This window comes from Stutzerimonas kunmingensis, assembly GCF_014764705.1.
Lineage (GTDB): Bacteria > Pseudomonadota > Gammaproteobacteria > Pseudomonadales > Pseudomonadaceae > Stutzerimonas.
The window spans coordinates 19,076-40,301 of the sequence record NZ_JACXXG010000004.1 but is presented as its reverse complement, the minus strand read 5'-3'; the positions used below and the strand labels follow the sequence as shown (position 1 = coordinate 40,301).

General features: G+C 65.1%; 22 protein-coding genes and 1 riboswitch. Of the genes, 7 read left to right on the top strand and 15 right to left on the bottom strand.

Annotation, left to right across the window (positions count from 1 at the left end; genetic code table 11):
* The first annotated feature begins 183 nt into the window (after positions 1–183).
* The 3 genes from IEG05_RS05035 (at position 184) to IEG05_RS05025 (ending at position 7,492) form a co-directional block, all read left to right on the top strand.
* Positions 184–1,419 (top strand): exonuclease SbcCD subunit D C-terminal domain-containing protein, encoded by a 1,236-nt coding sequence (locus tag IEG05_RS05035; RefSeq protein WP_046617781.1) that lies wholly within the window; start codon positions 184–186, stop codon positions 1,417–1,419.
* A complete protein-coding gene (locus IEG05_RS05030) occupies positions 1,416–5,069 on the top strand; it encodes an AAA family ATPase (RefSeq protein ID WP_046617780.1) in 3,654 nt (1,217 codons plus the stop codon). The genes IEG05_RS05035 and IEG05_RS05030 overlap by 4 nt, the downstream gene beginning before the upstream one ends.
* Positions 5,070–5,312: 243 nt before the next feature.
* A riboswitch (cobalamin riboswitch) is annotated at positions 5,313–5,529 on the top strand.
* A gap of 97 nt (positions 5,530–5,626) precedes the next feature.
* Positions 5,627–7,492 (top strand): TonB-dependent receptor domain-containing protein, encoded by a 1,866-nt coding sequence (locus tag IEG05_RS05025; protein WP_046617779.1) that lies wholly within the window; start codon positions 5,627–5,629, stop codon positions 7,490–7,492.
* Between the two features lie 22 nt (positions 7,493–7,514).
* Here the strand turns inward: IEG05_RS05025 and IEG05_RS05020 are convergent, their stop codons facing one another.
* From IEG05_RS05020 to nrdR, 12 genes are all read right to left on the bottom strand, one after another.
* Entirely contained in the window at positions 7,515–8,315 is an 801-nt protein-coding gene (locus tag IEG05_RS05020; RefSeq protein ID WP_046617778.1) for a cobalamin-binding protein, read from the bottom strand.
* Positions 8,315–8,722 carry a hypothetical protein gene (locus IEG05_RS05015; protein ID WP_023444673.1) on the bottom strand — a complete coding sequence of 136 codons (408 nt, stop codon included), beginning with the start codon at positions 8,720–8,722 and terminating at the stop codon, positions 8,315–8,317. Before IEG05_RS05015 ends, IEG05_RS05020 begins: the two co-directional genes overlap by 1 nt.
* The gene (ribA, locus tag IEG05_RS05010; RefSeq protein WP_041014975.1) at positions 8,719–9,336 is read right to left on the bottom strand and encodes a GTP cyclohydrolase II; all 618 of its coding nucleotides are present in this window, start codon (positions 9,334–9,336) and stop codon (positions 8,719–8,721) included. Before ribA ends, IEG05_RS05015 begins: the two co-directional genes overlap by 4 nt.
* A gap of 110 nt (positions 9,337–9,446) precedes the next feature.
* A complete protein-coding gene (locus tag IEG05_RS05005) occupies positions 9,447–10,094 on the bottom strand; it encodes a retropepsin-like aspartic protease family protein (protein WP_031297385.1) in 648 nt (215 codons plus the stop codon).
* A gap of 84 nt (positions 10,095–10,178) precedes the next feature.
* Positions 10,179–10,676 (bottom strand): phosphatidylglycerophosphatase A family protein, encoded by a 498-nt coding sequence (locus tag IEG05_RS05000; protein ID WP_023444676.1) that lies wholly within the window; start codon positions 10,674–10,676, stop codon positions 10,179–10,181.
* A 48-nt stretch (positions 10,677–10,724) separates the two neighbouring features.
* Positions 10,725–11,687, bottom strand: a complete 963-nt coding sequence (thiL, locus tag IEG05_RS04995; RefSeq protein ID WP_046617777.1) for a thiamine-phosphate kinase — start codon at positions 11,685–11,687, stop codon at positions 10,725–10,727.
* Between the two features lie 12 nt (positions 11,688–11,699).
* The gene (gene nusB, locus IEG05_RS04990; protein WP_003281759.1) at positions 11,700–12,185 is read right to left on the bottom strand and encodes a transcription antitermination factor NusB; all 486 of its coding nucleotides are present in this window, start codon (positions 12,183–12,185) and stop codon (positions 11,700–11,702) included.
* The gene (ribH, locus tag IEG05_RS04985) at positions 12,182–12,658 is read right to left on the bottom strand and encodes a 6,7-dimethyl-8-ribityllumazine synthase (protein ID WP_003289143.1); all 477 of its coding nucleotides are present in this window, start codon (positions 12,656–12,658) and stop codon (positions 12,182–12,184) included. The genes nusB and ribH overlap by 4 nt, the downstream gene beginning before the upstream one ends.
* 58 nt (positions 12,659–12,716) lie before the next feature.
* Positions 12,717–13,796: a bifunctional 3,4-dihydroxy-2-butanone-4-phosphate synthase/GTP cyclohydrolase II gene (ribBA, locus tag IEG05_RS04980; protein ID WP_014595797.1), complete on the bottom strand. Its 1,080-nt coding sequence runs from the start codon at positions 13,794–13,796 to the stop codon at positions 12,717–12,719.
* Between the two features lie 11 nt (positions 13,797–13,807).
* Complete coding sequence (locus tag IEG05_RS04975) at positions 13,808–14,470, bottom strand: riboflavin synthase (RefSeq protein ID WP_014821569.1); 663 nt, start codon at positions 14,468–14,470, stop codon at positions 13,808–13,810.
* 523 nt (positions 14,471–14,993) lie between these two features.
* Positions 14,994–16,094, bottom strand: coding sequence for a bifunctional diaminohydroxyphosphoribosylaminopyrimidine deaminase/5-amino-6-(5-phosphoribosylamino)uracil reductase RibD (gene ribD / locus IEG05_RS04970; RefSeq protein ID WP_046617776.1), 1,101 nt, complete (start codon positions 16,092–16,094; stop codon positions 14,994–14,996).
* Positions 16,091–16,558: a transcriptional regulator NrdR gene (gene nrdR / locus IEG05_RS04965; RefSeq protein ID WP_003281766.1), complete on the bottom strand. Its 468-nt coding sequence runs from the start codon at positions 16,556–16,558 to the stop codon at positions 16,091–16,093. Before nrdR ends, ribD begins: the two co-directional genes overlap by 4 nt.
* Before the next feature lie 112 nt (positions 16,559–16,670).
* Here nrdR and IEG05_RS04960 point away from each other — a divergent pair, with 112 nt between their 5' ends.
* From IEG05_RS04960 to thpR, 3 genes are read left to right on the top strand one after another with little or no spacing between them, the layout of a single operon-like run.
* Positions 16,671–17,096 (top strand): YbaY family lipoprotein, encoded by a 426-nt coding sequence (locus tag IEG05_RS04960; RefSeq protein WP_014821571.1) that lies wholly within the window; start codon positions 16,671–16,673, stop codon positions 17,094–17,096.
* Positions 17,093–17,746: a class I SAM-dependent methyltransferase gene (locus tag IEG05_RS04955; protein ID WP_046617775.1), complete on the top strand. Its 654-nt coding sequence runs from the start codon at positions 17,093–17,095 to the stop codon at positions 17,744–17,746. Before IEG05_RS04960 ends, IEG05_RS04955 begins: the two co-directional genes overlap by 4 nt.
* 16 nt (positions 17,747–17,762) lie before the next feature.
* Positions 17,763–18,281, top strand: a complete 519-nt coding sequence (gene thpR / locus IEG05_RS04950; protein ID WP_046617774.1) for an RNA 2',3'-cyclic phosphodiesterase — start codon at positions 17,763–17,765, stop codon at positions 18,279–18,281.
* A gap of 31 nt (positions 18,282–18,312) precedes the next feature.
* Here the strand turns inward: thpR and yedF are convergent, their stop codons facing one another.
* On the bottom strand, positions 18,313–18,552 hold the full coding sequence (gene yedF, locus IEG05_RS04945; protein WP_023444682.1) for a sulfurtransferase-like selenium metabolism protein YedF: 240 nt from the start codon (positions 18,550–18,552) through the stop codon (positions 18,313–18,315).
* On the bottom strand, positions 18,521–19,747 hold the full coding sequence (gene yedE, locus IEG05_RS04940; RefSeq protein WP_023444683.1) for a selenium metabolism membrane protein YedE/FdhT: 1,227 nt from the start codon (positions 19,745–19,747) through the stop codon (positions 18,521–18,523). Before yedE ends, yedF begins: the two co-directional genes overlap by 32 nt.
* A gap of 207 nt (positions 19,748–19,954) precedes the next feature.
* On the opposite strand from yedE, the gene trxA reads away from it, so the two are divergent.
* On the top strand, positions 19,955–20,824 hold the full coding sequence (gene trxA / locus IEG05_RS04935) for a thioredoxin (RefSeq protein WP_023444684.1): 870 nt from the start codon (positions 19,955–19,957) through the stop codon (positions 20,822–20,824).
* A gap of 25 nt (positions 20,825–20,849) precedes the next feature.
* On the opposite strand, the gene IEG05_RS04930 is transcribed toward trxA, so the two are convergent.
* Positions 20,850–21,200, bottom strand: coding sequence for a hypothetical protein (locus tag IEG05_RS04930; RefSeq protein WP_014821577.1), 351 nt, complete (start codon positions 21,198–21,200; stop codon positions 20,850–20,852).
* Between the last annotated feature and the right edge of the window lie 26 nt (positions 21,201–21,226).

Here is a 21,226-nt window from a genome sequence, read left to right as displayed (position 1 = left end):
TACTTTTTTCGCGACTGAAAAAAGTGAGTCGCCCAGCAGGGCGAAACCAGCGCGTCATACCAGCACGATAAGTGACAGCCACATCCAACCGCGCCCACAAGCCTTTACATCCGACGCAACCACCCACCGCCCATCCCACGCCAGCGGTTCGCCACTGCACCCGCCCACAATGAGCCTGAGCCCATGCGCCTGATCCACACCTCCGACTGGCACCTCGGCCAGACCCTCCACGGCCAGGACCGCGACTACGAACACGCACAATTCCTCGCCTGGCTGCTCGACCAGTTGATCACCCACCGCGCCGACGCCCTACTGATCGCCGGCGACGTGTTCGACACGGTCAACCCGCCACTCAAGGCCCAGGAGCGCCTCTACGATTTCATCGTCCGCGCCCACGAAAAACTCCCGCAGCTGGACATCGTGATGATCGCCGGCAATCACGACTCGGGCGGGCGTATCGAACTGCCAGCGCCGCTGATGAAGCGCCTCAACGCACACGCCGTCGGTCGCATCAGCTGGGTCGCCGAGGGCCAGCTGGGTCACCAGCGGCTGCTGGTGCCGCTACACGACGCCGCTGGCAACACCGCCGCCTGGTGTCTCACCCTGCCCTTCCTGCGTCCGGCCGAAGTCACCGGAATGACGCTGGGCGACGACTACATGACCGGCATCCGTCAGGTCCACGAGCGGCTGATCGCTGCTGCCGAATCCGCACGCCAGCCCGGCCAGGCGCTGGTCGCCATGAGTCACGCACACATGGCCGGCGGCGCGGTCTCGGAGGAGTCCGAGCGCAATATCGTTATCGGCAACGCCGAGGCCCTGCCAGCCAGCCTGTTTCCCGAATCGGTCGCCTACGTCGCCCTAGGCCACCTGCACAAGCCGCAGCAGGTCGCCGGGCAGGCGCGCATCCGCTACAGCGGCTCGCCGCTGCCGCTGTCCTTCGCCGAGGTCAACTACCCGCATCAGGTGCTGCTGGTCGAACTCGATGGCGAGCAGCTGGCGCAGGTCGAAAGTCTGCCGGTGCCGCGCGCGGTGGAAATGATCCGCATCGGCCGCGCGCCGCTGGCTGACGTCATCACCGCGCTGGATGCACTGCCGCCCACGGGTCTGTTCGACGACAACCTGCCCTGGCTGGAGGTACGCGTGCTGCTCGACGAGCCGCTGCCGGACCTGCGCCAGCGCATCGAAACCGCGATAACCGGCAAGGCCTGCCGGCTGGTGCGCATCGCCAGCGAATACGCCGGCAAGCGCGGCGAAACGGAATCGGACGTGCTGCTCGGCCTCGACCAGATCACCCCGCAGGAACTGTTCGCCCGCGCCTGGGAAGAACAGTACGGCAACCCGGCGGACGAGCAGGCGCTGGACGATTTCGCCACTTTGCTGCAACGAGTCGAGTTCGCCCATGAGGAGGACGACCGATGAAAATCCTCGCCATCCGCCTGAAGAACCTGGCCTCCTTGGCCGGCGAACAGACCATCGATTTCACCGCCGAACCCCTGGCCAGCGCCGGACTGTTCGCCATCACCGGGCCTACCGGGGCCGGCAAGAGCACCATTCTCGACGCCCTGTGCCTGGCGCTGTTTGGCAGCACACCCCGGCTCGACAGCGTCTCACCGCTGAACAAGGTTCCCGACGTCGAAGCCGAGATCGGCGGTGGCGACGAGCGCAACCTGCTGCGCCGCGGTTGTGGCAGCGGCTACGCAGAGGTGGATTTCGTCGGTGTCGACGGCCACCGCTACCGCGCGCGCTGGGAGGTCAGGCGTGCCAAAGAGAAGATCGACGGCAAACTACAGGCCAGCAGCCAGAGCCTCACCGATCTCGACAGCGGCACGCTCCTGGCCAGCGGTAAAAAGCGCGAGTTCAAGGAACTCCTGGAAGCGCGCCTGGGGCTGACCCTGGCCCAGTTCACCCGCGCCGTGCTGCTGGCGCAGAGCGAGTTTTCCGCGTTCCTCAAGGCCGACGACAACGAGCGTGGCACCCTGCTGGAAAAGCTCACCGATACCGGCCTCTACAGTCGCCTCGGCCAGGCCGCGTTCGAGGCCGCCAAGCAGGCGAAGGAGAGCCTGACTCGCCTTGAACAGCAGGCCGGCGGCCTGCAGCCGCTGGAGCCCGAGCAGCGTGAAGTACTGGAGCGCGAACATCAGGCCCAGCTCGAAGAATTGAAGAAGCTGCAACAGCAGCTCAAGGAGCTGGAAGCCCAGCGGCAATGGCTCAGCGAACTGCAGCGCCTGGAAAACGAGCGCGAAGCAGCGCGCCAGCAGCTGCAGGGCGCCGAAGACGAGCGCGAGAATCTGACCGAAGCCCGCCGTATTCTCGACCTGTTCGAACTGCTCGCGCCGCAGCGCCATCGTTTTCTGCGCCAGCACGAACTCGAACCCCTGCTGGGCAAGGCCGCCGACAGCCTCACTCGCCTGCAGCACGAGGCGCAAAGCCTGCAGCAACGTCTCGACACCTTGCAGAGCCAATGCAGCGCCGCCAGCGAGCAACTGCGTTCGGCCGAACAGGCGCGCCAGGACGCCGAGCCGCGGCTGGCCCAGGCGCGCCGTGAAGAGGAACGCCTCAGCCATCTGAACGCCGACCTAACCTCGATCCGCGAAGAAAGCGTCCAGGCCGATGCCGCGGCGAGCACCGGCGAGGCAACGCTCAAGCAGCTCGGCGAGCAGCAACAGCGCGCCGCCGAACAGCTAGCAACGCTGACGCAGCAACTCGAGACGAGCGCAGCGCTGCAACCGCTCTGTGCAGCCTGGGGCGGTTACCGTCCGCGTCTGCAACAGGCCGTCCAGCTGGCGGCACGGCTGCAGCAAGGTCAGGGCGAACTCCCGGCACTGGAAGCGCAGGCCAAGGCTGCCGAAACCCGGCAAAGCCAGGCGCGCGAGGCGCTGGACAATCTGCAACGCGAGCGCGACAGCGAACTAGGGCTGGCCGAACAGCTGGCCCAGCTGCATCGACAGCTCGACGAATGGCGCCAGGCCGAGCGCGAAACTGAGGCCCTGCGCGAACTCTGGGCGCAGCAGCTCACGCTCACCGCCAGCCAGCGCGAACTGAGCGACGCTCACATCCGCCAGCAGGCCGAGCTGGACAGCCTGGTACCGCAGGGCAAACAGCTTCGCAGTGACCGTGATGCTGCCGAGCAGGCGCTCAAGGTCACCCTCGCCCTGCTTGAACGCCAACGCCTGGCACGCAGCGAGAATGTCGAAGCGCTGCGTGCGGCGCTCGTCCCCGGCGAGCCCTGCCCGGTCTGCGGCAGCGACGAGCATCCCTGGCAGCGCACCGATGCGCTGCTCGCCAGTCTCGACCGGCACGACGACAGCGAGGCCGAGCGCGCTCGCCAGTCGCTGCAGGAACAGGACCAGCGTCTGCAGGAACTGCGCGATCGCCATGTCGCGCTCAGCACGCAGTTGCGCCAGACGGAACAACGCCAGGGCGAAGTCGAGGCGCAGCTGCAGGCCCTGGCACCGCGCCTGCTCGCCCTGCCCGCACACTCGCGATTGCTTGAGCAGTCGGAAGCCGAGCGTTCGCTATGGCTGGAAGCGCAGCTGACGACACTCAAAGACCAGATCGCCAACGCCAGCCAGCGTCAGCAGCAACTGCTCGCGCTGCAACAGCGCAGCGAAACCCTGCAGCAGGCCTGGCAGGCCGCGCGCGAGGCCTGCGTCGAGGCGACCCAGCAACTCGCCCGCCAACACGATGCCCTGGCCCGCGACAGCCAACAGCTCGAAGAGGAGCTGGCGGCCTTCTCCGAACTGCTGCCCACCGAACAACTGCAGCGTTGGCGCGAAAATCCGGCGCAGACCTTTATGCAGCTGGACACCAGCATCGCCACGCGGCTGCAGCAACTGCAGGCGCAGACCGAGCTGGCCGATGAGCTGCGCCAGTGCGAGCAGCGCCGCAGCGACGAGCAGTTGCAACAACGCCATCGCCAAGAGAAACAGGAAAGCTGCAGCGCACGACTGACCGAGCGCGAGAAACTGCTGCTGGCCTGCCAGCAGGCGCTGCGTACCAGCCTTGGCGAACAGACCAGCGCCAGCGCCTGGCAACAGCAGCTGGACGCGACCATCCAGGCTGCGCGGCAAACCCAGGCCGAGATCAATCGGCAGCTCAACGAGAGCAAGGTTGGCCTGACGCGACTGCACAGCGAGCAGCAGAACTGTCGCCAGCGCCAAGCCGAACTGGAACAGGAACGCGACGCGCTGAAAGCGGAACTGGCCACCTGGCGCACCAGCCACCCGCAGCTGGACGACGCCACCCTCGCCCAGCTGCTGCACATGGATGACCAGCTGATTGCCGAGGCGCGCCAGCGCTTGCGAGAGAACAGCGAAAACCTGACCCGCTGTCGCGAGCGTCTCGACGGCTGCCTCAACCGCCTGAACCTGCACAAACAGCAGCAGAGCGAAGCCCTGGATGCCGAGCAGCTGCAGCAGCGCCATGCCGAGCAACTGCAGCAATGCGAGCAGGCCGACCAGCGCTGCGCGGAAACCCGCGCCCAGCTGATCGACGACGACAAGCGCCGCAGCCAGAGCCAGGCGTTGCTCGCGCAGATCGACGCCGCACGGGCCGAGCATCAGCGCTGGGGGCGCATCGCCGCCTTGATCGGCTCCAGCGACGGCGGCGCCTTCCGCAAGATCGCCCAGGCCTACAACCTCGACCTGTTGGTGCAGCATGCCAATGTGCAGCTGCGCCAACTGGCCCGGCGCTACCGGCTCAAGCGTGGCGGCAGCCCGCTGGGCCTACTGGTCATGGATACCGAGATGGGCGACGAGGTGCGCTCGGTGCATTCGCTGTCCGGCGGCGAGACCTTCCTCGTTTCGCTGGCCCTGGCGCTGGGCCTGGCCTCGATGGCCTCGAGCAAGCTCAGGATCGAGTCGCTGTTTATCGACGAAGGCTTCGGCAGCCTCGACCCCGAGTCGCTGCAGATCGCCATGGACGCGCTGGATTCGCTGCAGGCCCAGGGCCGCAAGGTGGCGGTGATCTCCCATGTGGCGGAAATGCACGAGCGCATTCCAGTGCAGATCCAGGTGCGCCGGCAGGGCAATGGGCAGAGTGATCTACAGATTGTCGGGGGGCTTTCATAAAGCTCGGCGCTGTCGCGCAGACATGCCGCCGTCGCTTGGCGACGGTCGGCACGACCTCGGCGGCTTCGAGCCCAATGTAGGCGCCCGCAAGTCAGCGCCGATCGCTGAACATTGCGCACCATCGCGGCTGGATGTTTTTCGAGCAACGCTCGAGCGGCCCTGGGACGCGGCTTTGCTTGGATACCACTGACCTTGCGGCCATTCGTCCGCTTGTGTTTCCCCAGCACCAGCCGTAAGGTTCGCGCGTTTTCTTATCCGCCCAGGTGTGCACGACCGCAAGGTCCGCATTAAACGGGAAGCCGGTGCGCTCGATGAGCAAGGCCGGCGCTGCCCCCGCAACGGTAATCGACCGCGATCCTCAGGGATCGCCGTCCGCTCCACAGCCACTGTGTTCCGACATGGGAAGGTGAGCGTGATGCGTGTCGAAAGCCCGGAGACCGGCCTGACGGATTCGACTGGTGTTGCGGAGGGCAGCACCGTCAAGCGCTGCTGCCCGTCATCCCCGCGCTTGTTCCTGCCCTCCTCAAAAGTCTGCGATCTTTTGAGGAATTCCAAGAATGAAACTGTCCCGACTTGCCCTGGCCGTGGCGCTGCTGCCTGGTGCTCACGCATACGCAGCCGATCTGTCGCGAGAAGAAGCGCTTAAGCTGTCCGACACGGTGGTCAGCGCAAACCGCGAACCACAGCGACGCAGCCAGACCCCAGCGGCTACCACCGTTTTCAACCGTGAAGATATCGAGCGGCTGCAGGTTCGCAGCGTCGTCGAGCTGCTAGAACGCGTGCCGGGCGTAAGCATTACCCGCACAGGCGGAGCTGGCAGCCAAACCGGCCTGTTCCTTCGCGGCACCTCCAGCACCCAGACCCTGGTCTTGGTCGATGGTCAGCGCATCGCAGCGACCTCCAGCGGCACCAGCAGCCTCGAATTTCTCAGCCCCGATCAGATCGAGCGGATCGAAGTCGTGCGCGGCCCGCGGTCTGCGCTGTATGGCTCGGATGCCATCGGCGGGGTGGTGCAGATCTTCACTCGGCAAGGCAGCGGTCAGGGGCTTGCGCCTGCGGTCCGCTTCGGGGCAGGAAGCGACGGCACCTTCGAACGCAGCCTGAACCTCTCCGGTGGGAATGGCCAGACTCGCTTCAACCTGGGGGCCGCGCTGGATGAAACCCAAGGTATAGACGCCACGCGCGATAGCTTTGGTGCCAACGGTGATGACGATGCCTACAGAAATCGCTCGCTTAGCCTGAATCTTGCGCACCGCTTTAATGACTCGGTTGAAGTCGGCGTGAGCGCAATCGATCAGCGAGGTGAGAACGAGTTCGACGACCTGGGCGGCACATCCAAACCGACCACTGATTTCCAACTGAGCAGCATCTCCGGGTTTATCGACGCGGAGCTAAGTAGTGTCTGGAGCAGCCGACTCGAAGTCGGGCACAGTGAGGACAAGCGAGACACCGGAAACGACACCCCACTGGCTCCTGCCTATATGTTTTACAGCTACTCGACCTATCGTGACTCGGCCAGCTGGGTGAATACACTTCAGCTCGATCCGGCGAATCAATTGTTACTCGGTGCCGATTGGCATGAGGACCAACTGCACAGTTCGAGCGACTTTGCCCAGGATTCACGCTGGAACCAGGCAGCCTTCATCCAGCACCGCTATACCAGCAATGCGTTCTCTACAGAGATTGGCCTACGCCACGACAAGAATGAGCAGTACGGAAGCGAAAACACTTGGAACGCGGCGCTTACCGTACCGCTGGATACCCGCAACGACGTGATCGTGTCCTACAGCGAGGGGTTCCGCGCCCCGACATTCAACGAACTCTATAACTCTTGGTTCGGAAATCCTGATCTAGCACCTGAAAAATCCAAGAGCTATGAGCTCCAATGGCGCAACCGCTATAGCGACAGCGGCTCGCTGGAATTGTCGCTGTACCGCACTGACATTGAGGACGCCATCGTCTCGGACGCCTTCTGGATTCCTCACAATGTCCAGACAGCACGGATCAACGGCCTGGAGGCCACGCTCCGGCAGGACGTGTTCGGTTGGCAGGCTAGCCTCGCGGCCGGCCTGATCGACCCACGCGATCGCGATAGCGGTCATACACTCGCCCGTCGCGCCAAGCGCACGCTGAGCCTGGATCTGGACCGGCAGCTGGGCAAGTTTTCGGTAGGCGCTAGCTGGAGAGCCGTCAGCGGTCGCTATGACGACGCCGACAATACCATCGAGCTGGGCGGCTACGGACTGCTTGGCTTGCGTGGCAGTTGGCAGGCCAACTCGGAGGTGAAGCTGGGCCTGAAGCTGAACAACCTGTTCGACAAGGACTATGCGGAAACCACCTACAGCACCGCCAACGGCCGCTACGGATATAACACCGAAGGCCGCACCGCACTGTTCGCCGTCACCTGGACTCCCTCGCTGTAGCAGCGTCTACCGGCGCGCCCGCTCAGGGCGCAGCCGCCATCACCTCGCAGAGCTTCCGGATCGCCCCCAGCATCTGGAAGCTCGGCCGCTCCAGCCCCTTGTCGGGCACTTCAAGCAGTCGACCGCTGCGCACGGCACTGAGCTGCGGCCAGGCCAGCCATTCGTCCAGCTGCGCACCGCTACCGGCAAGAATGACTTCGGGATCGCGGGCGAGCACGGCCTCGATGCTGACCTGTGGCGCCGCCAGGGTCAGATCGGCAAAAACATTTTGCCCACCACACACCTCTATCGCTTCGCTGATGATCTGCTGGCCGCCGAGGGTATACAGCGGGCGATTCCAGATCTGATAGAACACCCGCAGCGGCTCAGCGCGCGTGTAGTTGCTGCGTAATTCGGCGAGGCCTGCACGAAAGCGCCCGGCCAGTCGTTCGCCTTGTTCGGCGCGCCCGACGGCATTACCCACTACAACGAACTGCTCGGCCAGCCCTTCGAGACGGGTCTGCTCGACAACCAGAACGGGAATACCGAACTGCTGCAACTGCTCACGCTGACTGCGCGGCACACTGTCCGGCCAGAGCAGCACGAGATCAGGGCGCAAGCTGAGCAGGGTTTCCATCTCCACCTGGCCATAGCGTCCAACCGAAGGCACCGACTGCAGCGCCGCTGGGCGCTCGCCACCATCCAGGACGCCAACCAGCCGGTCGGCAGCATCGAGTTCGAGCATGATCTCGCTGAGCGATGGCGCCAGACTCACCACCCGCTCGGCAGCCAACGCAGGCGATGACGCCAGGGAAATCAGCGCGGCAAGCAGCAGACGTCGCATCAATGCAATTGCCGCGGAATGCGGTAGAGCACCAGCAACACCAGGCTACCGAACACCAGCAGCAGGCGGGCAACCGGCTCCATGCCGAACAGCGCACCCGCAGCACCGAACCAGGCCGGTAATGAGGCGATCAGTAGGCCGTGACGGCGCACGCGACGCAGATCGTTCCAGGCGTCGTCCTCCACCGGACCGTTCAGCGCCTGTTCGGTGGCGATCAGTGCATGTTTGAACCGGGTGAAAGCCCGCAGGCTGAAGAACAGCGAGACGAGGCCTGCTGCGAAGAGTGGCAGACCCCAGTCGGCAAACACCACCGATGTGCGCCCAAGCACCAGCACCGGTAGCACCATCAGCAGCGTATGCAGCCAGCCGTCACGTGCGAGCTGGCGAAGGGCGGCGGCGCGCGTCACGACTGCTCGGCTTCGCCTTGGTGAATCTCGCCGAGCATGTGGCCGAGCTTGCCGGCCTTGGTGGCGAGGTAGTTGCGGTTGTACGGGTTATGCGCGATCTGCAATGGCTTGCGTTCGGCGACGCGAATGCCGAAGCCCTGCAGCGCCTTGACCTTGCGTGGGTTGTTGGTCATCAGCTTGATCTCGGCGATGCCCAGGTGCTCGAGCATCGGCAGGCAGATACCGTAGTCGCGCATGTCCGGGGCGAACCCCAGACGCTCGTTGGCTTCGACGGTGTCGGCGCCGGCATCCTGCAGTTCGTAAGCGCGAATCTTGTTCAGCAGGCCGATACCACGGCCTTCCTGGCGCAGATAGAGCAGCACGCCGCGACCCTCATCGGCAATCGCGCGCAGTGCCGCTTCGAGCTGGAAGCCGCAGTCACAGCGCAGGCTGAACAACGCATCGCCGGTCAGGCACTCGGAGTGCAGACGACCCAGCACCGGCTTGCCGTCGGCCACATCGCCTAGCGTCAGTGCGACATGTTCCTTGCCAGTGTCCTGGTCGAGAAAACCATGCATGGTGAACACACCGAACGGCGTCGGCAGTTGGGAAGCGGCGACGAACACGACAGACACGGGCGGAAATCCCAGGAGGCAGAAAAGCGGACATTGTAACACCAACTAACCGCGAATCTGGCTGGAGAGTTTGGTCGTCGACCGCGCCTATCGTGCCGTCAGGAAGCCGCTCAGGAGGTTTTCGACTCCAACACCAGCACGCCCTGCTCCTCGCGCCAGCTGACGCGCCCGAGAAAGCTCATGCCGAGCAGCGCCTCGGTAGGCGAACCGCCCTCGACGACCACCGCGTCCACGCCGAGCACCTCGATCGCCCCGACCTTGACGCTGTTGAGATGCACGCGCCAGGCCTTCGCCGTACCGCTGGCGGTGCTCACCACCATGGGCCGACCGTTGACGCGGTAGTCGATGCCCAAGCGACGGGCCTGATGTTCGTTGATCGCCACCGAGGTGGCGCCGGTATCAACGAGAAACTGAATCGACTGGCCGTTGATCGCACCGGCGATCCAGTAATGGCCGCCAGTGCCCTTTGCGACGCTCAGCTGGGTCTTGCTTGGCGCCGCGTAGGCGCCGCTGTATTCGCGACTCAGGTTGTAATGACGCTCAACGCCGTCGACGCGCAGCACCGCACCGCTGGCATCGGCGCTCACCACCTGGACGCCGCCAGGGCCGGTCTGGCCGACCCTGACCAGCTTGCGCTGACCGTCGACATTGACCACCGCAGCGCCCGGAAATAGCCCGACCACTTGCACCATGGAGGCGGCCTGCGCCAGCGCGGGCAGGAGCAACAGGCTGGCGAACAGAATGGAGACGCTACGCATGGCTATTTCTTCCTCGAAACCGGGCCCGGGGCGAACGCCGATCATCCTTCAATGGCCGACTGCCTGCAGCGACCGGACGCACAATCAAACCAACAGCGCCACCAGTCCCTGCATGACCGCCCAGGCCGCGACACCGGCGAGGATATCGTCGAGCATAATCCCCACCCCGCCATGGATATGCCGATCGACCCAGCTGATCGGCCAGGGTTTGGCGATATCCATCACACGGAACACCACGAAGCCGAGCAGCATCCAGTACCAGCCTTCCGGCACCAGCCAGAAAGTGATCCAGATACCGACGAACTCGTCCCAGACGATCCCTTCGTGGTCATGCACGCCGAGTTCGCGCGCCACCTTGCCACACAGCCAGACGCCGAACAGCATGGTCAGGCCGAGCATCAGCAGATAACCCCACCCCGGCAGCAGTTGCCACAGCGGCACGAACGGCAGTGCTACCAGTGAACCCCAGGTACCCGGCGCCTTGGGCATCAGCCCGGAACCGAAGCCGAACGCCAGGTTGTGCCAGGGGTCGGACCAAACCAGGGTTTGCGGCTTGGCCGCGACTGGTGAGGATTCAGTCAAAACAGCGTTCCTTTCTCGGATCGGAGGTAAGCGATCGCATCGCAGCACTTACGCATTGAAATGGTTGTAACCACGTTCGGACACAGCGACTTCATTGCCCGCCGCATCGATCAGCTGCACACCCTCCCCTGCCAACACCCGGCCGATGACCTGTACCGGCCAGCCGGCGGCCTGCAGTGATACGAGCTCAGCAGCCGGCAGGGTGAACGCCAGCAGGTAGTCGTCGCCGCCGGCCAGCGCGCAACGCAGCGCTTCGGCGTCGCCGGCGAAGCGCCGCAAAGGTTCGGACAGCGGCAGGCGATCACGCACGATCTGCAAGGCCACGCCCGAAGCCTTGGCGATATGCCCACAATCGGCCAGCAGACCGTCGGAGATATCCAGCGCCGCCGTGGCCTTGCCTCGCAGCGCTTCACCCAGGGCCAGCTGCGGTTGCGGCGACCAGTAGCGTGCCAGCAGGTGTTCGGCGACGTCCGCATCGGCTTCGGCCTGGCGCAGCACCAGCGGCAGGGCACCAGCCGCCTCACCGAGCACACCGCCGACACAGAGCAGATCACCGACCTGCGCGCCGGACCGAACCAGCGCCAGCCCGGACGGCACCCGGCCGAACACGGTGACGGTCAGGCTCAGCGGGCCGCGGGTGGTGTCGCCACCAATCAAACGCAGGCTGCAATCAAGCGCCATCGAATCCAGGCCACGGGCAAGTTCCGCAAGCCAGAGTGGATCGCCAGCAGGCAAGGTCAGGGCGAGGGTGAAGCCGATGGGCGCGGCGCCCATGGCGGCAAGATCACTGGCGGCCACGGCCAGCGCGCGCTGGCCGAGCAGGAAGGGATCGCAGGGATCGGGGAAATGTACCCCGGCGACCAGGGTATCGGTGGAAACCGCCAGCTGTTCGCCGACCGGAAGCTGCAGCAGGGCACAATCATCGCCAATGCCGAGAACGACTTCGCCGCCAGCCCTGGCACAAGCGGCGGCAGCGAAGTAGTGACGGATCAGCTCGAACTCACCCAGCAAGGCGAGCAGCCATCAGCGCTTGTGGTTGCGCACTTCGGCGCTGCGCAGCGTGGGCGCCAGCTTGTCCAGCACGCCGTTGACGAACTTGTGCCCGTCGGTGGCGCCATAGACCTTGGCCAGCTCGATGCCTTCGTTGATGACTACGCGGTAAGGCACGTCGATGCGCTGCATCAGCTCGTAGGTGGACAGCCGCAGAATCGCCAGCTCCACCGGATCGAGCTCGTCCAGCGGACGGTCGAGATTCGGCGCGATGGCACCGTCGACTTCGCTCTTGCTGCGTGCGACACCGGTCAACAGCTCGTGGAAGTAGCTGCCGTCCACCCCGGAGAAATCGTTGTCGACGCGGAACTGCGCCTCGATTTCGTTGAGGCTCTGACCGGCCATGTGCCACTGATACAGCGCCTGCATCGCCAGGCTGCGGGCAACCCGGCGCGTGGCAATCTTGCCCTTGGCCTTGGGCTGGGGAGCGTCCTGGCTATCGTCGTGATTCAGGCTCACTTCGCCTCCAGCTGCGACAGCAGGCTCACCATTTCCAGTGCGGAAAGTGCGGCTTCGGCGCCCTTGTTGCCGGCCTTGGTGCCGGAACGCTCGATGGCCTGCTCGATGGAATCGACGGTCAGTACGCCGAAGGCGACCGGCACACCGAATTCCATGGAAACCTGAGCCAGACCCTTGGTGCATTCGCCAGCAACGTATTCGAAGTGCGGCGTGCCGCCACGAATGACCGCGCCGAGGGCGACGATGGCGTCGTATTCACCCTGCTGGGCGACCTTCTGCGCAACCAGCGGAATCTCGAAGGCACCCGGTGCACGGATGATGGTGATGTCGTTCTCGCTGACGCCGTGACGAACCAGCGCATCGACCGCGCCGCTGACCAGGCTCTCGACGACGAAGCTGTTGAAGCGGCCTACGACCAGGGCGTATTTGCCCTGCGGGGCGATGAAGGTTCCTTCGATGGTCTTCAGGGGCATGGGTGCTTTCTCATCTCTTTAAAGAACGAAGGCGCCGCGGACTGCGCGGCGCCTCTGATTATTCGGCCGGGAGGTATTCTACAACTTCCAGATCGAAGCCGGATATCGCGTTGAACTTCATCGGCGCGCTCATCAGGCGCATCTTGCGTACACCAAGATCACGCAGGATCTGCGAACCGGCACCGACGGTGCTGTAGGTCGCCGGGGTCGGCGGCTGCTGGCGGGTCAGCTGCGCCAGCAACTGCGGGCCGGTCAGCGGGTTGCCGAGCAGCAGCACAACGCCCTTGCCGGCCTTGGCCACTTCGCTCATCGCAGCACGCAGGCTCCAGCGACCCGGCACGGTGACCAGCAGTAGATCACGCAGCGGCTCCATGTTGTGCACGCGCACCAGCGTGGGTTCTTCCGGGGAGATTTCACCTCGGGTCAGTGCCATGTGCACGGTGTCCTCGACGCCGTCGCGGTAGGTGACCAGGTTGAACTGACCCAGCTCGGTTTCCAGCGGCTGCTCGGAAACCCGCTCGACGGTGCGCTCGTGGATCATGCGGTAGTGGATCAGGTCGGCGATGGTGCCGATCTTCAGCCCGTGCTGCTCGGCGAACAGCTCAAGCTCCGGGCGGCGCGCCATGGTGCCGTCGTCGTTCATGATCTCGCAGATCACGCCGGATGGTTCGAAGCCCGCCATGCGTGCCAGATCACATGCCGCCTCGGTGTGGCCGGCACGCGCCAGTACGCCACCCGGCTGCGCCATCAGCGGGAAGATGTGGCCAGGGCTGACGATGTCTTCGGCTTTCGCCGCTCGCGCTACCGCGGCCTGCACGGTACGCGCGCGGTCTGCAGCGGAAATGCCGGTGGTGACGCCTTCGGCGGCCTCGATGGAGACAGTGAACTTGGTGCCAAAGCCCGAGCCATTGCGCGGCGCCATTAGCGGCAGTTTGAGCAGTTCGCAGCGCTCGCGGGTCATCGGCATGCAGATCAGGCCACGGGCGAAGCGTGCCATGAAGTTGATGTGCTCGGCGGTCACGCATTCGGAGGCGACGATGATGTCTCCTTCGTTCTCGCGGTCCTCGTCATCCATGAGAATGACCATCTTGCCGGCGCGGATGTCTTCGATCAGTTCTTCAGCGGTATTGAGCGCCATGGGGTGTCTCCTCAATTCTTCAGATAGCCGTGCTCGGCGAGAAAACCTTCGGTGAGCCCCGAGGCCTTGGGTTCGGCGGCCTTGTCACCCATCATCAGGCGCTCCAGGTAACGCGCCAGTAGGTCGACTTCCAGATTCACCTGCCGCCCGGGGCGGTAGTCGGCCATGATGGTTTCGCCGAGGGTGTGCGGCACGATGGTCAGCTCGAATTCGGCGCCGTTGACCGCATTGACCGTGAGGCTGGTGCCATCGACGGTGATCGAGCCCTTGAGCGCGATGTACTTGGCCAGCTCGCGTGGCGCGCGGATGCGGAACTGTACGGCGCGGGCGTTATCTTCACGCGCCACGACCTCGCCGACGCCGTCGACGTGACCGCTGACCAGGTGCCCGCCGAGGCGACTGGTAGGCGTCAGGGCCTTCTCCAGATTGACCCGACTGCCGGCCTTGAGGTCGATAAAGGCGGTGCGCGCCAGGGTTTCGCGGCTGACGTCGGCCCAGAAGCCGTTGCCCGGCAGCTCCACCGCCGTCAGGCAGACGCCGTTGACCGCGATGCTGTCGCCCAGTTTGACGTCGCCCAGATCCAGCTTGCCGGTTTCGACCAGCACGCGGACGTCGCCACCCTTGGGCGTGAGCGCACGGATGCTGCCGATGGCTTCGATTATTCCGGTGAACATGTGGCCTCCCGAGGAAGGCGGGTAAAACGCTGCATACGACGAACTCCTGTTTTTGAAAAACAGGGCGCTACGGATCGATAGGGATGCATGACGGGCGCACGGACGGCGTCCATCGGGATATCCCGCTCTCTCTCATCCGGACTATACCGTCGGCCCCGGAATCACACCGGGTCTGCTGACCTTGCCGAAGCAAGCGCTCGCGGGCTAGACGCGATTGAAAGCTACTGCGCGCAGAGCATGCTGCGTTGTGGTCCTCCTCGAAGTACTCATTTACCAGGGTAAACTCCGCCTTCTCGTCGAATCACGCCTTGCCTGCTCAGCGCTCGCTGCGCTTTCATCCTTGTAACTGCGCCATTACCGCCGGTGGGGAATCGCACCCCGCCCTGAGAACGTTGGGCCAGTCGCGGCCCGGCAGCGTTTTTAACACAAATAGCGACGCGGGGCAGCCGATTATCGCCCGGTAATCGGCTATCTGAATGCAAGACACAGGCTATCGGCGGACACAGCCGACACGGGTTGCCGATCAGCTGGCCGGACGCGCCACGATCTTCCAGTCGTCACCCACCGCACGGATGTCGACGATCTTCAGCTCGCGCGCCTCACTCATGCGCTCCAGAGGCAGCTCCAGCAGCGGCCGCGCGGAGGAGCCGAGGAACTTGGCCGCCATGAACACTTGGTATTCGTCGATCAGGCCGAGACTGGCGAACGCACCAACCAGCCGCGGGCCCGCTTCGACCAGCACCTCGTTGGCCCCGCGCGCGGCCAGTTCCCGCAGCAGTGCGACCAGGTCGACCCGCTCCTGCCCCAGCACCAGCGCCTCATGGCCCGCTGCACGATAGGCCTCCTCGCAGCCCGGCACGGCCGTAGCGACCAACGCCGGACCAGCCTGGAAGAGCGGCGCTTCCAGCGGCACGCGCAACCGGCCATCGACCAGCACTCGCAACGGCGGACGTTGCAGCGCCAGCGCAGTCGTTTCCGCATCCAGCCCCAGTTCGGCGCCACGCACGGTCAGCCGCGCGGCATCCATGAGCACCGTATCGGCGCCGGTCAGCACAACGCTGGAGCGCGCGCGCAGGCGCTGCACCTCGGCGCGGGCGGCCGGGCCGGTGATCCACTGGCTCTCGCCGCTGGCCATCGCGGTACGCCCGTCCAGGCTCATCGCCAGCTTGGCACGAACGAACGGCAGGCCGCTTTCCATACGTTTGATAAAGCCGCAGTTGAGCTCGCGCGCCTCGGCTTCCAGCACGCCGCTGGCGACCTCGATGCCGGCGCTACACAGTAGCGCCAGACCGTTCCCGGCGACCTGCGGATTGGGGTCCTGCATGGCCGCCACCACGCGGCCGACGCCGGCCTTGACCAGCGCTTCGGCACAGGGCGGTGTACGCCCGTAGTGGCTGCAAGGTTCGAGGGTGACGTAGGCGGTGGCACCGCGGGCGCGCTCACCCGCCTGGCGCAGCGCATGGACTTCGGCATGTGGCTCGCCGGCGCGTACGTGCCAGCCTTCGCCAACCAGCTCGCCAGCGGCGACGATCACGCAACCGACCCGCGGGTTCGGATGGGTCGAATACAGGCCTTTTCGCGCCAGCTGCAGTGCGCGGGCCATCCAGGCGTGATCGGTAGTCATTCGGGCTTCGCGGGCTCGCGGGACAGCCGCTCGATTTCCTCACGGAATTCGTTGAGGTCCTGGAAGCGGCGGTAGACCGAGGCGAAGCGGATATAGGCGACCTCGTCGAGCTTCTGCAGCTCGGCCATCACCAGTTCGCCGAGCACCCTCGACTTGATTTCGCGCTCGCCGGTGGCGCGCAGCTGATGCTTGATATGGGCGATGGCCGCTTCGAGACGCTCGACGCTGACCGGACGCTTTTCCAGCGCACGCTGCATGCCGGCGCGCAGCTTCTGCTCGTCGAACGGCTGGCGGCTGCCGTCGGACTTGATCAAGCGTGGCATCACCAGCTCGGCGGTTTCGAACGTAGTGAAACGCTCGCCACAGGCCAGACACTCGCGGCGGCGGCGCACCTGATCGCCCTCGGCAACCAGGCGGGAATCGATGACCTTGGTATCGTTGGCAGCGCAGAAGGGACAATGCATGGGGCTGAAATCGGTCGTACGTCGGGGCGGCCATGGTAGCGCATCCGACCCGCAAGACAAGGCGACGGCTTTGCTGCTATACAACTCGCAATCGTCGTTCAGGAGGCTGTCCGTGCCACCACGTTTTTTCGTTCTCCCTGCCTTCCTGGCCTTGCTCGCCGGCTGCAGTAGCCAACCCAGCGAGCCGCCGACCGCGCCGGTCGAGCTGAGCACCGCCCCGCACTCCAAATTGCTCAACGAACTGAGCGGCAGCCTGATCGGCGCGCCGGCAGGCAGCGATGTCGAACTCGCCTTGCTGGAAGTTGATCGTCGCGACCAGCCGGACCGCCTGCTCAGCAACGTCCAGCTCAAGGGCCGCGATAGCCAACTGCCCTTCATCCTGCAGTTCAACCCCGACGCCTTTCCCACCGGCCAGCGTGTCGAGCTGCGCGGCCGGGTCACCCGGGCCGGCCAACTGATCATGCGGCTGCCGCCGCGGACTATTTCCAGCCCAGCCAGCCAGGCGCTCGGCCCGCTGCAGCTGGTTCCTGCGCCGTGACGGCACCGGCGTCCTTACAGTCGGCACTGAACGAGCTGCTGGGCGATGCGCGCCTGGTTGCCGAGCCGCTGCCGGGCACCGATCTGCGGCTCTGGCTGGTCGACGCCGCCAACATGGATCGCGCCTTCAGCCCCGAGGAAACCCGACGGATACTCGAAGACCCGCCGTACTGGAGCTTCTGCTGGGCCAGCGGCCTGGTGCTGGCGCGCTGGCTGGCCGACCGGCCGGAATGGGTGCGCGGCAAACGCGTGCTCGATTTCGGCGCGGGCTCGGGCGTCGCCGCCATCGCCGCGGCCAAGGCGGGCGCTGCCGAAGTGGTGGCCTGCGACCTGGACCCGCTGGCGCTCGCCGCCTGCCAGGCCAACGCCGCGCTGAATGAGGTCGAGCTACGCTATTCGCAGGACTTCTTCGGCGAGGCGGATCGCTACGACCTGATCATCGTCGCCGATGTGCTCTACGACCGCGCCAATCTGCCGCTGCTGGATCACTTCCTCAGTCGTGGACGCGAAGCGCTAGTGGCCGACTCCCGCGTGCGCGATTTCTCCCACCCGCTGTACCGGCGCCTGGACGTGCTGGATGCCTGCACCCGGCCGGATCTGGCCGAGCCGGCAGAATTTCGCCAGGTCAGCCTCTATCACGCGACGCGCTAGTTGCACGGAGACCACCATGAGCGAGGAAAACCTGCGACTGTTCTTCGCGCTGCCCTGCCCGCCCGAGCAGGCGGCTGCGATCTGCGCGTGGCGGGACGACCAGGCGATCGATGGCCGAGCGGTGCCGCGCGACAACCTGCACCTGACCCTGGCCTTTCTTGGCGCACAACCGAGAGAACACCTCGACGCGCTGCTGCAGATGGCTGCGACCGTGCACGCCGAAGCTTTCAGCCTGTCTCTCGACCGCCTGAGCACCATTGGCAAAGGTTTCATCTGCCTGCAGCTCGCCAGTACACCGCCCGCGCTGCTGCAGCTGGTCGAAGCACTGAGCGAACGGCTGGCAGCGCTTGGCGTCGTGCTCGACTGCCGGCCATTCCTACCGCACCTGACGCTGAGCCGCCAGGCCCGGAGCCGAGCGCAGCAATCGGCGCCAGACTTCACCTGGCACGTCGATCGCTTCGTGCTCTACCGTTCAGTCAATACGGCGGACGGCGTGCGCTACGACGAGCTGGGCAGCTGGCCACTTCTGCCATAACAACCCTTCAAGGCCGCCATGGCGCAGTCTCTCAACGCGGCACTTCGATCAGAAAACGAAACAGCGGGCCGTGCTGTTCCACTGCCAGGCAGTTGTAGCCCTTGGCCTTGGCGTCCTCGGGGATGCCATGCACCGACTGCGAACAATCGGTTACCACCTCGAGCAGCTGCCCCGGCTGCATGGTTTCCAGGGTTTCCAGCGTAGCGATGGCGTTGTACGGGCAATGCTCGCCACGCAGATCAAGCGAGAGATTCGGTTTGGCCTGGCTCACGGGCAGGGCTCCTTTTCGATTGGAAACGACGTGCATTGAGGTGCACCAGTAACATGGCGACGGCCAGGCCGGCGAAGGTCAGCAGCAAGCCACTGGCCGGGCCAAAGCTCTCCAGCAGATTGATCTTCGGATAGGGCAGTGCCAGCGAGGTGCCGAGTTCGTCCCAGTAGACCGCCACCAGAGTACCGCCGATAACGTTACCGACGCCGACCACCCAGAAATGCACCTGCCCTTCCATGGCGCGATACATCCAGCCGGTTTCGCAGCCGCCGGCAACGACGATACCGATACCAAACAGCACGCCACCGATGATTGCGTTCGGCCCCATCCAGAAAATCTTCGGGCTTGCCCCTAGCGCGATGGCACCGAAGGTACCGACGCAGGCCACAGCCATGCCCAGCAGGATGCCGTAGGCAGCGCGGGTTCGGCCGGTGGTCCAGAGATCGCGGGCGGCACTGGTAAAGCAGATCTGTGCACGCTCGATCAGCCCGCCGAACAGGAGTCCGAACAGCACCGCCATGCCCAGCACCAGCGAGGCATCGAAACGCCAGGCAGCGAAGGCGACCGCAAGCACCGCGACCGCCGTGCCGATCCGGGCCTGCACCGTGGCCCGCCGCCGCGTGCCCTCCGCATCGCCGAACAGCGAACTGGCCTGGCTGCCGACCTTCAGCGGCGTGCGCAACCAGGGCAACAGGCAGATTTTCACGCCAATCCAGGCGCCACCCACGGTGGCCAACATGAACGCCCAGGCGTGCAGCGAAAACATCGGAATGCCGGTGAAGAAAGCCGCCAGGTTGCAACCCATTGCCAGGCGCGCGCCGAAGCCGGCGACCACCCCGCCGATCAGCCCCTGCACCAAGCGGCGCTTGCTGGTCGGCCAGCGCAGGCTGACGTTGTTTGCCCACAACGCCGCACACAGTGCGCCAAGCAACATGCCGATGATCATCACGCCATCCACGCGATCGAGCGGAGTGCCGGACAAGCCGATCAGCTTGAAGTAACTCCACTCCTCGGGTGCGTAGCCGAACCAGGAAATGACGTGTCCACCCCAGCGAGTGAACTCGCCGGTGACAGCCCAGAAGGTGCCGGTTATGGCGAAGTAGTAAGCGGAAGCGACGCCCAGCGCGACAAGCGCGGGCAGCGGCGACCAGAAGCGCACGAGGTAGCGCTCCCGGAAGTCGGAGAGAACGGACATGTGAAACTCCTTATGACGCGCGACTGCAAACGCCGCACCGGTCTAGGAAAAGGGTTGCGCCACGATGCGCCGGCAAGAGGCCTGCGCCACCTGGCGGGCGCAACCATAGACCAATGGCAACCGCCATGCGAGCCCTTGCTTCCCGTGGCGAGCGCCCCCACATACCATGCACAGCCTTTCAGTCATTCGTCGCCCACGAGAATCCCGATGAGCCAGACGCCCTATATCTTCGATGTCACCACCGCCAGCTTCGAACAGCTGGTGCTCGAGAACTCGTTTCACAAGCCGGTACTGGTGGATTTCTGGGCCGAATGGTGCGCGCCGTGCAAGGCCCTGATGCCGCTGCTGGCGAAGATCGCCGAGGAGTATCAGGGTGAGCTGCTGCTGGCCAAGGTCAACTGCGACATCGAACAGGAGGTCGTCGCCCGTTTCGGCATCCGCAGCCTGCCAACCGTGGTGTTGTTCAAGGATGGTCAACCAGTGGACGGCTTTGCCGGTGCGCAGCCGGAATCGGCGATTCGCGCCATGCTCGAGCCCCACGTGCAGGCTCCGGCGACGCCGCAGGGCAACCTGCTGGAAAGCGCGCAGGCCGCCTTCGCCGAAGGCCGTTTCGCCGAGGCCGAGGCGCAGCTGCAGCAGCTGCTGAGTGAAGACAACGAGAACGCTGCCGGGCTGATTCTTTATGCCCGCTGCCTGGCCGAACGCGGAGAACTGGGCGAAGCGGAAACGGTGCTCAACGCGGTAAAAGGCGATGAGCACAAGCAGGCTCTGGCCGGCGCCCGTGCTCAGCTGACGTTTCTGCGCCAGGCCAACGACCTGCCGGAAGTCGCCACCCTGAAGAGTCGCCTGGCGCAGAATGGCGAGGACGATGAAGCGGCGTATCAGCTGGCCATCCAGCAACTGGCTCGCCAGCAATACGAGGCGGCGCTCGACGGCCTGCTCAAGCTGTTCGTGCGCAACCGCGGGTACGCCGATGGGCAGCCGCACAAGACGCTGCTACAGGTTTTCGATCTGCTGGGTAATGACCACCCGCTGGTGACGCTGTACCGCCGCAAGCTTTACCAGGCGATCTACTGATCGCGGGCAAACCTCCGGCGCGCCATCAGGAAGGCGCGCCGACCCAGTGATAGCAAGCCGAGTCGGCGCCGTGCTCGACCTTCACCTCGTCACAGTGACGCAAGCGCACCAGCAGCCGCTTGGCCAGCAGCGCATTGCCGGCGAGCGCTTCCAGTTCGGCGAGCAATTCCGGGCCGTCCAGCTTGCCAGCGCAGCGCAGTCGCTCCCGCGCACTGTGCCACAGGGCGTCGCCAGGTGGCGTCGCAGGCGCCGGGACGCCACCCGCCGCAGCCTCATCGGTGCCGACGCTACGGGTCAGGTTCATCCAGTCCTGGGCGTCCAGCTCGATTTCCAGATCGACCGGCCAATCTCCTATGCGTCCGCGGATTCGAATCATGCTGTCCCTCCAGAGCTATGCGTTCA